This window comes from Brevibacterium siliguriense (assembly GCF_900105315.1).
Lineage (GTDB): Bacteria > Actinomycetota > Actinomycetes > Actinomycetales > Brevibacteriaceae > Brevibacterium > Brevibacterium siliguriense.
Genome location: NZ_LT629766.1, coordinates 2,560,983 through 2,573,716 on the forward strand (window position 1 = coordinate 2,560,983; position 12,734 = coordinate 2,573,716).

Genomic DNA, 12,734 nt, shown 5'->3' on the forward strand with positions numbered 1-12,734 from the left:
GACTATGTACTTTGGTGGAGATGTTTACAGCAGTGTCGACCCTTTCGCGACGGCATTGGGACACACGGACGGAAAGGTCTCGTTCATCGGTTCCGATGAAGCGGCCAAGGCCCTGGATCCGGAGGCGATCGACCTCGGTGAGGACTTCCTCACCCCGGGCTTCGTCCACGCCGGGCTGATCGTCGACGGTTCGTCCCCGACGGCCGCGGAACTGTACGAGCAGGGGTTTACGCATGTGCACGCGATCGGCACCGCCGAGGCGGTAGCGCAGTTCGCCGCCGAAGCACCAGAGGGAGTGTCGATCGTCGACTACCCGCAGTTGGACTCAGTGTCCGCGCTGTCCGAACGCGCCTCGATCACCGCCTCCGGATTCCTCGGGCTCGAGAAGCTTCCGGCGCTGAGTCTGTTCATCCTCGTCGACTCGGCTGAACAGCTCACCGATGTGCTCGAGGCCCTGCGCTCCGATGCCGCTCATGCCCAGCGTCACGGATACCGCCTGCGCCTGGACTTCGCCGTCTCGGAAGACCAGGTGGAAGTGCTGGGCCGGAGCGGAATCGCCATCACCCTCGACCCCGCACAGCCTCAGCCCCTCGCACAGCTGCTCGCGGCCGGGGCGCAGGTGTCCTTCAGCCATTCCGACAGCTCGCCTTGGGCGGGAGTGCGCAAAGCCGTCGTCGGCGACGGGGGGATCAGTGCCCGTGCCGCTTTCAACGCCGCGACCCGCTTCGCCCACCGAGCGGCGGGAGACCCCGAAGGCGGAGTGCTCGCGCCGGGAGCCGATGCCGATATCGTGCGCTGGAAGGTCGAACGCCTCGTCGTCCAAGTTGCTGATCCGCGTGTCGCTGCCTGGAGCACCGATCCGCGATCGGGAACTCCGGGGCTGCCCGAGCTGTCTCCGGACGTGGTATTGCCCACACGCGTGGAACTCTGATAAAGGTCGCCAGCCTGTCCAGCCGACACGCCGGTGGAGCGAAAATTTCTTTGTCGCGCTTGAGCCTGTGACCTGCGGCTTCAGTCATCAGCCCAGGTCACAGCGATTTTGCAAAGTCTCGATCCGCCATTAGATTCGACGTGAACATTCCGCTTGATGCGGGATGGAGTCGGCACTCCCGTCAATAGATAACTCGCCGCTGCGGCAGCGTGGTCCGAAGGCGGGGGTGTCGACTCATTGTCTGGGCCGACCACCGCGTATCGTGGGGTCCGTGCTTTCCAAGATTCTCGTCGTCATCCCCACCTTCAACGAACGTCTCGCCCTCCCCGTGACCCTGGCCGGATTGTTCGAACAGCAGCTCGACGTCGACGTCCTCATCGTCGATGACAACTCGCCCGACGGAACGGGGGAGTGGGCCGATGAGCAGGCTCAGAGCGATCCCCGCATCAACGTCCTCCACCGCACCGAGAAGTCCGGACTGGGCATGGCCTATATCGCCGGATTCGAATGGGCATTGGAACGCGACTACGAGATCATCTGCGAATTCGATGCCGACGGCTCTCACCGCTCGCTCGACCTTGGGCAGCTGCTGACGGCTGCCGAAGAGGGTCGAGGGGATCTCATCATCGGATCACGGTGGGTGCCGGGCGGGGAGATCGTCGATTGGCCCAAGTCGAGGTACTTCCTCTCCCGTGGCGCGAACGTCTATGTCAACGCGGTCATGGGACTGGGCGTCAAAGACGCGACGGCCGGATTCCGTGCCTATACCCGTCCTGTGCTCGAAGCACTCGACCTCTCGGGTGTGCAGTCGCAGGGATACTGCTTCCAGATCGACATGACCTACCGCACCGTCGAGGCCGGCTTCACGGTCGCCGAGGTGCCCATCGTCTTCGTCGAACGCGAACTCGGCGAATCGAAGATGAGCGGCTCGATCATCACCGAGGCGTTCACGAAGGTCGCCGGATGGGGGCTGACACGCCGTCGCAAGCAGGTCCGCCGACTCCTGTCCCGCACCCCCTGACCCCTATTACTACCTGACGGCGGCCCAGCAACCTCGCGCGAGGTTGCTGGGCCGCCGTCAGGTAGCAAGGGGAGATGGGGAAGGGGTGCAGGTCTGATGACCTGCACCCCTTCCCTGATCCCTGCGCAGCTGACTCAGCTCTGGGCCGGAACCTCACCGCGACGGATCGCCAGGCGCTCGTCGAGGAGCACCTGGAGTTCGTCGAACGACCGGCGTTCCAGGAGCATGTCCCAGTGGGAACGCACATGTTTGACGGGATCTCCATCGGGTTCGTTGACACCGACGCGGACACCGATGCCGTGGATCCCGGAATCCCAGGTCGAGGGGACCTCGGCTTCGATCGAGAACGGCACCTTGAAACGGGTTCCGTCCTCGCATTCGAATTCGACCATCTGGCGGGGCGCCGGCTCGACGCCTTCTTCGGTTTCGAGGCTGCGCGAGCCCAACTGTGTTCCGCGGAGACTGCGTTCGCTCATATCTAAGACCTTCCGACTCGACTGCACACCTTGGACGCAATGCAACAGTCTACCGTGCCCGAATATTCCTCGCCGACAGGTAGGGGTCCATCCCGCGACCGGAATCTCGACTCAGCCGTGCCGGCCTGCCACAACCTCGAGGCCGAGCTGGACATCATCGGTGACGATTCCGTCGACTCCGAGGTCCACCAGTGATCGCATCGTCGACTCATCATTGATCGTCCAGACATGGACGACCAGTCCTGACCGGTGAGCCCTGGCCACGAAGTCGGCGGTGACCAACGGAATCCGCTTGAACGAGACCGGAACCTGCAGAGCATCGACACCGGGCGGCAGGGGTGCGATCCCCTGATCGGGAACTCCCGGCAGTCGACCCAAGGCGAAGAGTCCGGTCTCCGTCGTTCCCGTCGACGTGCGCACCCCAGGCAGAGCTGTGCGCAGCCGTCGCAGGGTTCCCGAGTCGAAGGAGGCGAGACGGATTCGGTCGACGGCACGGAAATTGTGAACGAAGCGGATCATCGGTCCGATGCTGTGGGCGGCCTTGACGTCGATGTTCCAGTGGACTTCCGGCAGCGCCTCGAACAGCGCCTCGAGGCGGGGGAGTCGACCTCCGGCCAAGAGCTCGACTTCATCGAGTTCGTCGGCAGGCAGATCGCGGATCGAGTGGGACAGACCCGCGATGCGGTTGAGGTCGGCATCATGAGCGGCGAAGAGGATGCCGTCAGCGGAAGCGTGGACGTCGGTCTCCATCCACTCGATTCCGGCGTCCGCCGCGGCAGCGAAGGCCTCGAGGGTGTTTTCGCTCATCCGCGGCCACAGGCCCCCTCGGTGCGCGATGATCTCTGGGTCCGCGATGACCTCCCGCTGGGAATTCATGGTCCAATCCTAACCAGGGTGTTGATTTCACCGAGGCTCTGCTCAAGGATGGAGCTATGAGCTCACACCGCGAACCCATCGAACCCGACGACGTCATCGACGCGACTGCGAAGACCCCGACAGAACGTGCGCGCCGGGCCGCCGGACGCGCTTACAGCGTTGCGAGCACCGGTGTGAGGAACGTGCGTGAAGCGACATCGACAACTCGCCTCATCGAAGCCACCGAGAACAGCGTCAACCGCGCGCTGGGAAGCGTTTCGCACGCAATCGATGACGCCGTGCGCAGCGGCAAGGTCGAACGGGCCTTCGACAGGGCGCAGGAAACGGTCACTACCGGAGCCGAAGGCGTGCGAAAACTCGTGACTCGCAAGTCCCGCTGATCGTGACCGGCGCCGGCCTCGAACTGCTTTCGTAGTCCTGAGATCCGCTGATGCACGGACGCCGCCCGTGAGCAGACTCTCATCCATGTGGCACACCGTCCTGGTGTGCCACATTGCTTTTGTAACAGTTCCTTAACTAGAATCTGTGAAGGTAACGATCAGATAACTTGGAGCTCCTCCTCGAGCGCACTGTTGCGAGAGGTCTTCCCGGCCGTCTCCGAGTTGCCGAGACACACTCTGATGACGACGAGGAACACCACTGTGGGCAGACACTCAGCACCGAACACCAAGAAGAACGGCTCCATCTTCTCCGCACTGACGGCGAAGAAGAAGACCGGGCGCCACGCACCGGCCGACCGGCAGAACACCGCCGGCGGAGTGCTGGCGGCAGTTCGCACCCGCCCGGTGCTCTCCGCTTTCATCGTGCCGACCGCCGCCACCGCAGCCGTCGTCGCGTCGAGTCTCGCAATGGTTCCCAATGACTCCTCCACGAGCGGCCAGGTTGTGGCCGAAGCGCCTGCTGTCGCTGTCTCCGAGCCGACGAGAGCCACAGATGAGTTCCTCGCCAAAGCCAAGAAGCAGGCCAAGGAGAAGCCAGCCGAGGTCAAGATCGATACGCATATCGAGACTCCGAGCCCTGAGCCGTCGAAGACCGCTGACAAGAAGGACGAAGCTTCGACCGGCGGCAGTGCGTCCACCGGCGGCGAGGACTCGTCCAAGGGTGGGGCTTCCGATGAGAACGACGGACCGTCGAACTCCGGTAAGTCGGCCGGCGAATCGGGCAGCTGCCCGATGTCGTACTACGGCGGCGGCGACGGATTCGATGGCAAACAGACCGCCAACGGCGAGATCTTCGATACGAACAAGCTCACCGCTGCACACAAGACCCTTCCGTTCGGATCCAAGGTGAAGATCACGAACACCGCCAACGGCAAGTCCGTGACCGTGCGCGTCAATGACCGCGGTCCCTACCACGGCAACCGCTGCTTCGACCTGTCCAAGGCCGCCATGGAAGCCGTCGGGGGCGTCGGTGCCGGGCAGATCACCGGCAAATACGAGGTTCAGTAGACCGACCCCGAGGGCCTCCACCTGCGGATTCCGCACTCGAACCCGTTGTAAAACGAATTTCGAAAGAACTGGACACCTAAACCAATGTAATCAGTCGCATGTTCGTGCGATAGCAGTCGAAACGCTCAGATGTTACGGAATCCGTATTCGCAGTTGCGACCTTGGTTTTCGACTGTGGGCTGGCTAACCTGAAGCCAACGCCCCAGCCCCTTTCGAGGAGATCGCCATGTCGGAAGAAACTTGTGACGTCGTCATCATCGGAGCAGGCCCAACGGGTCTGAGTGCGGCCCGTCGCCTGCGTAGAGCCGGACGCGGCGTGATCGTCCTCGAAGCCCGTGATCGTGTGGGCGGCCGCACCTGGACCGAGCACATCGACGGACAGATGTTCGAACTCGGCGGCCAGTGGATCTCCCCGGACCAGACAGCGCTGCTCGCTCTCGTCGACGAACTCGGCAAGGAGACCTACCCGAGATACCGTGACGGGGACAGCGTCTACATCGCCCCCGACGGAACCCGCACCGTCTATTCGGGTGAGATGTTCCCCGTGGGGGAGTCGGCCCGGACAGAGATGGAACGCCTCATCGGCCTCCTCGACGAACTTGCTGCCCGGATCGGGCCGCAGGCACCCTGGGACGCCGAGGACGCTGCCGAACTCGACTCGATCTCCTTCCACCACTGGCTGCGTCAGCAGTCCGAGGACGAACTGGCCTGTGAGAACATCGGGCTGTTCGTCGCCGGAGGCATGCTGACCAAGCCCGCCACCACCTTCTCAGCGCTCCAGGCCATCCTCATGGCCGCCTCGGCGGGATCATTCACGAACCTCGTCGATGATCACTTCATCCTCGACCGCCGGGTCGTCGGTGGAATGCAGTCCGTATCGGTGCAGATGGCCGAGGAGCTCGGATCGGACATCGTTCGACTCCAACAGCCCGTGCGCCGGATCGAATGGTCGGAGACCGGAGTCAGCGTCTCGACCGACGACCTGAGCGTGAGCGCCCAGCAGGCGATCGTCGCGGTTCCGCCGAACCTCTACTCGCGCATCAGCTACTCGCCGCCGCTGCCGCGACTCCAGCAGATCTTCCACCAGCACCAGTCCATGGGACTCGTGATCAAGGTCCACGCCACCTACGACACCCCGTTCTGGCGCGAAGACGGACTCTGCGGAACCGGGTTCGGCGCGTCCCGCCTCGTCCAAGAGGTCTACGACAACACGAACCACGGCGAAGAGCAGGGCACCCTCGTCGGCTTCATCTCCGATGTCAACGCCGATGCCATGTGGGCTCTGGACGAGGAGACCCGCCGGACGAAGATCCTCGAAGCCCTCGCCGAATTCCTCGGGCCGAAGGCGCTCGACCCTCGCGTGTTCTACCTCTCCGACTTCGGTGCGGAGGAATGGACCCGCGGAGCCTATGCGACGAGCTACGATCTCGGCGGTCTGCACCGGTGGGGACCCTTCCAGAACGACCCGGTCGGACCGATCCACTTCGCCAGCTCCGATATCGCCGCCGAGGGCTATCAGCACGTCGACGGAGCAGTGCGCATCGGCACCGCCACCGCCGAGAGGATCCTCGGCGAGAAGTCCTGATCCATGAGCAGCACACAGCCGTTACCGTCAACGAACACGAGCGGACTGAGTTCGAAGGGGCTCTCCGCCGGCAAGATCGGTGCGATCGGGGGAGCTGTCATCGGCATCTCCTGCATCGCCCCGGCCTACACGCTGACCTCCGGACTGGGCCCGACTATCTCCGAGGTCGGGGTGCACACCCCGGCCGTGCTACTCATCGGCTTCGTGCCGATGCTGCTCGTCGTCTTCGGCTACCGGGAGCTGAACACGGCGATGCCGGACTCGGGACCACCTTCACCTGGGCGACCAGAGCGTTCGGGCCGTGGCTGGGTTGGATGGGCGGTTGGGGCCTGGTCGCCGCCACGGTCCTCGTGCTGTCCAACCTCGCGGCCGTGGCCGTCGACTTCCTCTTCCTCCTCTTGTCCCAAGTGTTCTCCGACCCGGCCATCGCCGAACTCACTCGGGTCCTGTGGATCAACATCCCCGTCACGATCATCCTCACCGCCGCCGCGGCTTGGGTGTCCTACCGGGGAGTCGAAGCCACCGAGAAGCTGCAGGTCTGGCTGGTCGCCTTCCAAGTGCTGGCCCTGGGATGGTTCGTCGTCGCCGCGATCGTGCAGGTCGCGAACGGCTCCGCCTATGATCCGACCCCGGTCTCACTCGACTGGTTCAACCCGCTGTCGGCAGGCGACTTCTCCACGGTCGCGGCCGCCGTGTCCCTGTCGATCTTCCTGTTCTGGGGCTGGGACACGGTGATCACGATGAACGAGGAGGCGAAGAACCCGGAGAAGACCCCGGGCCGAGCCGCCATGCTCACGATCATCGCAATCGTCATCATCTACATCGCCTGCACCGTCGCGGTCATCTCCTTCGCCGGCATCGGCACCGAAGGCCTCGGGGCCGGCAACCCGGACAATCAGGAATCGATCTTCGCCTCACTCGCCGGCCCGGTCATGGGCCCCTTCGCGGTGCTCGTGTCCATTGCCGTGCTCTCGTCTTCTCTGTCCTCGCTGCAGGCGACGATGGTCTCGCCCTCGCGGACGATCCTCGCGATGGGCCACTACGGCGCCCTGCCGGAGAAATACGGTCGCGTCTCTCCTCGGTACAAGTCGCCGTCGGTGGCCACAGTCACCTCGGCGGGGGCCGCGATCATCTTCTACGTCGTCATGCGCCTGCTCTCGGAGAACGCCCTGTGGGACACGATCACCGCCCTGGGCCTCATGGTCTGCTTCTACTACGGCATCACCGGCCTGGCCTGCATCTGGTATTTCCGACGCACCCTCTTCACTTCGGCACGCACGTTCTTCTTCCGGTTCCTGTTCCCGCTCATCGGGGAGTGACCCTGCTGGTCATCTTCGTCACCACCGCAATCGACTCACTCGACCCCGACTACGGTTCCGGGTCCTCGGTCTTCGGCGTCGGGCTCGTCTTCGTCCTCGGCATCGGCGTGCTGCTGCTGGGTGTGGTCATCATGATCATCCAATCCCTGCGTCATCCCGACTTCTTCCGCGGACGAACTCTGAAACAGGGAGTCGACGCAGGGTGAACGAACAGCTGGTGGCGCTGCGGCGTGTCCGGGATCGCATCGACCGCGAGTTCGACCAGCCGTTGAGCGTGGAGGCTCTTGCCGCCGGCGTGCACATGTCCGCTGGGCACCTCAGCCGCCAGTTCAAATCCGCCTACGGCGAATCCCCATACTCCTACCTCATGACGCGCAGGATCGAACGGGCTATGGCGCTCATCCGCCGCGGCGATCTCACGATCACTGAGATCTGCTTTAACGTGGGCTTCTCCTCCCTGGGCACCTTCAGCACTCGCTTCAGCGAACTGGTCGGACTCTCACCGACCAGCTACCGCGACGGCGTGGCCGCAGGCGAGTACCGGCTGCCGACGATCGTCGTGAAGAATGCACTGCGACCGGTCAGGAATCGAGAAGTCCCACCGAACTGAGCAGTCTACGATTGCTGTTATGGACATCTCGATCAACGCCAGCTTCCTGCCGCATACCGATGCCGAAGAATCCCTGACCTTCTACCGTGACATCCTCGGCTTCGAGCTGCGCCTCGATGTCGGATCCGGACGCATGCGCTGGCTGACCGTCGGCCCCGTCGGGCAACCGGACACATCGATCGTGCTCACCCCGCCCGTGACCGACCCGACGATCAGCGACACCGAACGCGAGACCATAGAGGCGCTCATGGCCAAAGGCAGCTTCGGTGCGATCGTGCTCGCAACCCCGAACGTCGATGAGGCGTTCGCCGAGGTGGAGTCGAAGGGCGCCGATATCGTGCAGGAGCCGATGGACCAGCCCTATGGTCTGCGGGACTGTGCACTGCGGGACCCCGCCGGCAACATGATCCGCATCCAACAGAGGGACTGACACCGGTGCACACTGCAGACAGCCATGACCTCATCCACGTCAGCGGAGCCAGGGAGAACAACCTCAAGAACGTCAGCGTCGAGATCCCCAAACGTCGCCTCACGGTCTTCACCGGAGTCTCCGGTTCCGGCAAATCCTCATTGGTCTTCCACACCATCGCGGCCGAATCCCAGCGGATGATCAACGAGACCTACTCCGCGTTCGTCCAAGGCTTCATGCCTGCGATGGCCCGCCCCGAGGTCGACGTGCTCGAGGGTCTGACCACGGCCATCCTCGTCGACCAGGAGCGGATCGGAGCAAACCCGCGTTCCACTGTGGGCACGGTCTCGGACATCAACGCGAAGCTGCGCACTCTCTTCGCCAGGCTGGCGGAACCGAACCTCGGATCGACGAACGCCTATTCCTTCAACGTCGCCACGCTCAGCGGGAAGGGGGCAGTGACCATCGATAAGGGCGAGGGCAAGCAGGTCGAACGCAAGTCCTTCTCCGTCAACGGCGGCATGTGCCCGCACTGTGAGGGAATGGGCACGGCCACGGACATCTCCATCGCCGAGGTGGTCGATGAGTCGAAATCATTGAACGACGGAGCCATCACCGTCCCCGGTTACAAACCCGGCGGTTGGTCCGTGCGTATGTTCTCCGAATCCGGATACTTCGACCCGGACAGACCGATCGCCGACTTCGACGAGACCGAGCGCCACTATCTGCTCTACGCCCAAGGCGAGAAAGTCAGGATCAACGGCACGAACATCACCTTCGATGGCTTGGTCCCGCGGATCCAACGATCGTTCCTGTCCAAGGACCGGGACTCGATGCAGAAGCACATCCGCGAATTCGTGGACCGTGCCGTCGTATTCACCACCTGCCCCGAATGCGAGGGAACCAGGCTCAACGCGGCCGCCCGATCCTCCCAGATCGCCGGGAAATCGATCGCCGATGTCTGCGCTCTGCAGATCTCGGACATCACCGACTGGCTGGACCGGATCGAGCCGGGGGCCGCCTCGGGGCTGCTCGACTCATTGCGGGCGGATGTGAAGGCCTTCAACGACATCGGTCTGGGATATCTGTCCCTGGACCGTTCGGCAGGGTCGCTGTCCGGGGGAGAGGCACAGCGGATCAAGCTCGTCCGTCACCTCGGCTCATCGCTCACAGACGTCACCTACGTCTTCGACGAACCGACGATCGGTCTGCACCCGCACGACATCCGTTCGATGAACGAACTGCTGCTGGCTCTGCGGGACAAGGGAAACACGGTCCTCGTCGTCGAACACAAACCCGAGACGATCCTCATCGCCGATCACATCGTCGACCTCGGGCCGGGCGCGGGCAGCAACGGGGGAGAGGTCACCTTCACCGGTACCGTCGCCGGCCTGCGGGAGTCCGATACGCTCACCGGCCGACACCTCGGATACACAGCCGCGCTCAAGGACGCGGTGCGGGAACCGGAGGGAGCACTCGAGATCCGCGATGCACAGTCGCACAATCTGCGCGATGTCGATGTCGATGTGCCCCTCGGCGTGCTCACCGTCGTCACTGGTGTCGCAGGCTCCGGCAAGAGCAGCCTCATCGAGGGATCTCTGCGGGGGCGCGATGGGGTTGTGATGATCGATCAGGCGCCGATCAAGGGATCCAGGCGCAGCAACCCGGCCACGTATATGGGGATGCTCGAGCCCATAAGGAAAGCATTTGCGAAGGCTAATGGGGTCAAACCGGCTCTGTTCAGCGCGAACTCCGAAGGTGCGTGCCCGGTGTGCAACGGCGCCGGGATCATCTATTCGGATATTGCGCTCATGGGCGGTGTGTCGGCACCGTGTGATGAGTGCGAGGGCAAGGGCTTCCAGGCAGAAGTGCTCGAATTCACCTTGGGCGGACGGAACATCCGCGAGGTCCTGGATCTGCCGGTCGACGCAGCGATCGAGTATTTCGGTGCGGGGGAGTCGCGGATTCCCGCGGTCATCAAGGTCCTCAAGATGCTCGCCGAGGTGGGACTCGGCTATGTGAGCCTCGGCCAACCGCTTACTACGCTGTCCGGGGGAGAACGGCAGCGGTTGAAGCTGGCAGTGCATCTGTCGACGAAGGCCGCCGATGCGGCTAAGGTGATCATCCTCGACGAACCGACGACTGGTCTGCACCTGGCCGATGTCGAGAACCTGCTGCGGCTGCTCGACAGACTCGTCGATTCTGGACGGACCGTCATCGTCGTCGAACACCATCAGGCGGTGATGGCTCATGCCGATCACATCATCGATCTGGGACCCGGCGCGGGACATGACGGAGGTTCGATCGTGTTCGAAGGTACTCCGGCCGAACTGGTCTCGGGAGCGAAGACGATCGGTTCGCTGACCGCAAAGCATCTGGCTGCATACGTGAATTCCTGATCCGGAGACAGCTTTCTGCCCGAAGAATCGAAGGTCTGCAATCAGGGGAGTCGTCGGTGGTCGGGCCCTGACTGCCTTGGTCAGGAGACGGGGGAGCCGCATCCGTTCAGGTTCTGCTCAGGTTCCGCGGAGGCGATTCGCACGCTGAATTCACGGTCTCGGGTTCAAATGCGGCAATCGATTCGTTACGGTGTATAACAGCTCGGTAACGACCGAGTTACAGAATCGAAATGCAGTCGTACTTTGGAGAAGACACAGTGAACCTCTACAGCACAAGCCTCCGCAAGGTCGCCCTGCTTGCTGGTGCCGGCGCAGTCGCAGCCGCCGGGCTGACCGGGATGAGCGCGGCCCAGCCGGCACAGGCATCTGAGCAGGGCGTCTGGGACAAGGTCGCCGAATGCGAATCCGGCGGTGACTGGCATATCAATACCGGAAACGGATACTACGGCGGACTGCAGTTCTCCGCCCAGACCTGGAACGCCTTCGGTGGGTCGGGCACTGCGGATGAGCACAGCAAGGCAGAGCAGATCGACATCGCTCAGAAGGTGCTCAAGGAGCAGGGTCCGGGCGCATGGCCGGTCTGCGGCGAAAAGGCCGGACTGACCAAGTCCAACGGCGCGGCCGATGAAGGCGGCGGATCCGGCGACGACGGCAAGAAGGACGACGGCGGCTCCAAGGATGACGGAGACAGCGGCAAGGTCGGTCTCGCCGGCAACGTTACCGTCAGCGGCTGAGACCGCACGCTGAGCTGATGATCGATGATCTGCAGGCACGCAGCGTGCGCTGTGATCGTCACATGGCCGTGAGCGACACGTTCGTCGCTCACGGCCATTGTCGTGGAATTGACGTCGTAGTACTGAAATAGGGCGTTCCGCACGGCTATTCGCACCGCAGTCTGCCTAAAACGCCGATAATATACATTATGTTAAGTAAGGCTGTTGAGCTGATCCCCCTCGTGACCACACGCTCGCCGATGGCCTGACTGATAGCATGTGTACTGAACAGTAACTCAGATCATAGTCAGGGGCGCCTCCATGACCGCAGACACCACAGCCGTGCAGACCGCCGAATCGGCACCCATCTTCAAGCTCTGGAAGAAGATGCAGGAGATGCCTCTGGGCGGCCTCGTCGGTTCATGGCTGTTCTCTCAGGGCATCTGCATCAAAGCACCCTACTTCCGTACTGTGCGCCCGCAGATCAAAGAGCTGCGCCCCGGGCTGTGCCGCGTCACTGCACCTAACCGCCGCGGAATGCATAACCATATCGGCACCTATCACGCGATCGCGTCGTGCAATATGGCCGAAGTCGCCGCCGGCGTCATGACAGAGGCGACCGTGCCGCCCACTCACCGCTGGATCCCAGCGGGAATGACCGTGGAATACAACGCCAAGGCCAGCAAAGGGCCGGTCACGGCCGTCGCCCGGCTTGAGGAGATCCCGGAATTCGGCGAGGAGAAGTTCGACCTGGTCGTCCCCGTCGATGTCCTCGACGCGAATGGCATCGCCTTCGTCGCCGCGCGCATCAACATGTACATCTCACCGAAGAAGTGCTGAAGCACCGAGGTTCCAACCGGCCACCGCTGGGAGAATCCGTCACCGACCCGACAGCAGCAGCACGCGCTGAGCGTGCGTGACTCCCCCGCCGATCAGATGATTGATGA

General features: G+C 63.2%; 12 protein-coding genes and 1 pseudogene. 11 read left to right on the top strand and 2 right to left on the bottom strand.

What is annotated here, in order from left to right; all coding sequences use genetic code 11:
- The first annotated feature begins 4 nt into the window (after positions 1-4).
- Complete coding sequence (locus tag BLU88_RS11340; RefSeq protein ID WP_092013836.1) at positions 5-931, top strand: amidohydrolase family protein; 927 nt, start codon at positions 5-7, stop codon at positions 929-931.
- 271 nt (positions 932-1,202) lie between these two features.
- A complete protein-coding gene (locus BLU88_RS11345) occupies positions 1,203-1,952 on the top strand; it encodes a polyprenol monophosphomannose synthase (RefSeq protein WP_231939373.1) in 750 nt (249 codons plus the stop codon).
- A 134-nt stretch (positions 1,953-2,086) separates the two neighbouring features.
- Here BLU88_RS11345 and BLU88_RS11350 read toward each other — a convergent pair whose 3' ends face one another.
- Complete coding sequence (locus BLU88_RS11350) at positions 2,087-2,428, bottom strand: RNA polymerase-binding protein RbpA (RefSeq protein ID WP_092013842.1); 342 nt, start codon at positions 2,426-2,428, stop codon at positions 2,087-2,089.
- Positions 2,429-2,539: 111 nt separating this feature from the next.
- On the bottom strand, positions 2,540-3,304 hold the full coding sequence (locus BLU88_RS11355; protein WP_092013845.1) for a glycerophosphodiester phosphodiesterase family protein: 765 nt from the start codon (positions 3,302-3,304) through the stop codon (positions 2,540-2,542).
- Between the two features lie 56 nt (positions 3,305-3,360).
- Here BLU88_RS11355 and BLU88_RS11360 point away from each other — a divergent pair, with 56 nt between their 5' ends.
- The 9 genes and pseudogenes from BLU88_RS11360 (at position 3,361) to BLU88_RS11400 (ending at position 12,627) form a co-directional block, all read left to right on the top strand.
- Positions 3,361-3,684 (top strand): hypothetical protein, encoded by a 324-nt coding sequence (locus tag BLU88_RS11360; RefSeq protein WP_092013848.1) that lies wholly within the window; start codon positions 3,361-3,363, stop codon positions 3,682-3,684.
- A gap of 240 nt (positions 3,685-3,924) precedes the next feature.
- Positions 3,925-4,752: a septal ring lytic transglycosylase RlpA family protein gene (locus BLU88_RS11365; RefSeq protein WP_167356888.1), complete on the top strand. Its 828-nt coding sequence runs from the start codon at positions 3,925-3,927 to the stop codon at positions 4,750-4,752.
- A gap of 226 nt (positions 4,753-4,978) precedes the next feature.
- On the top strand, positions 4,979-6,337 hold the full coding sequence (locus BLU88_RS11370; RefSeq protein WP_092013854.1) for a flavin monoamine oxidase family protein: 1,359 nt from the start codon (positions 4,979-4,981) through the stop codon (positions 6,335-6,337).
- A gap of 3 nt (positions 6,338-6,340) precedes the next feature.
- Positions 6,341-7,862, top strand: a pseudogene (locus BLU88_RS11375) (APC family permease).
- Positions 7,859-8,266, top strand: coding sequence for a helix-turn-helix transcriptional regulator (locus BLU88_RS11380; protein ID WP_092013857.1), 408 nt, complete (start codon positions 7,859-7,861; stop codon positions 8,264-8,266). Before BLU88_RS11375 ends, BLU88_RS11380 begins: the two are co-directional and overlap by 4 nt.
- Before the next feature lie 19 nt (positions 8,267-8,285).
- Positions 8,286-8,696, top strand: a complete 411-nt coding sequence (locus tag BLU88_RS11385) for a VOC family protein (protein ID WP_092013860.1) — start codon at positions 8,286-8,288, stop codon at positions 8,694-8,696.
- 5 nt (positions 8,697-8,701) lie between these two features.
- Complete coding sequence (locus tag BLU88_RS11390; RefSeq protein WP_231939374.1) at positions 8,702-11,074, top strand: ATP-binding cassette domain-containing protein; 2,373 nt, start codon at positions 8,702-8,704, stop codon at positions 11,072-11,074.
- Between the two features lie 257 nt (positions 11,075-11,331).
- Positions 11,332-11,808 carry a transglycosylase family protein gene (locus BLU88_RS18950; protein ID WP_269457633.1) on the top strand — a complete coding sequence of 159 codons (477 nt, stop codon included), beginning with the start codon at positions 11,332-11,334 and terminating at the stop codon, positions 11,806-11,808.
- A 300-nt stretch (positions 11,809-12,108) separates the two neighbouring features.
- Positions 12,109-12,627, top strand: coding sequence for a hotdog fold domain-containing protein (locus tag BLU88_RS11400; protein WP_092013869.1), 519 nt, complete (start codon positions 12,109-12,111; stop codon positions 12,625-12,627).
- Positions 12,628-12,734 lie beyond the last annotated feature (107 nt).

Bases quoted from the DNA above. Each gene is read 5' to 3' on its own strand.
- BLU88_RS11340 (WP_092013836.1), top strand. From the start codon at position 5: ATGTACTTTGGTGGAGATGTTTACAGCAGTGTCGACCCTTTCGCGACG.
- BLU88_RS11350 (WP_092013842.1), bottom strand. From the start codon at position 2,428: ATGAGCGAACGCAGTCTCCGCGGAACACAGTTGGGCTCGCGCAGCCTC.
- BLU88_RS11355 (WP_092013845.1), bottom strand. From the start codon at position 3,304: ATGAATTCCCAGCGGGAGGTCATCGCGGACCCAGAGATCATCGCGCAC.
- BLU88_RS11360 (WP_092013848.1), top strand. From the start codon at position 3,361: ATGAGCTCACACCGCGAACCCATCGAACCCGACGACGTCATCGACGCG.
- BLU88_RS11365 (WP_167356888.1), top strand. From the start codon at position 3,925: ATGACGACGAGGAACACCACTGTGGGCAGACACTCAGCACCGAACACC.
- BLU88_RS11370 (WP_092013854.1), top strand. From the start codon at position 4,979: ATGTCGGAAGAAACTTGTGACGTCGTCATCATCGGAGCAGGCCCAACG.
- BLU88_RS11385 (WP_092013860.1), top strand. From the start codon at position 8,286: ATGGACATCTCGATCAACGCCAGCTTCCTGCCGCATACCGATGCCGAA.
- BLU88_RS11400 (WP_092013869.1), top strand. From the start codon at position 12,109: ATGACCGCAGACACCACAGCCGTGCAGACCGCCGAATCGGCACCCATC.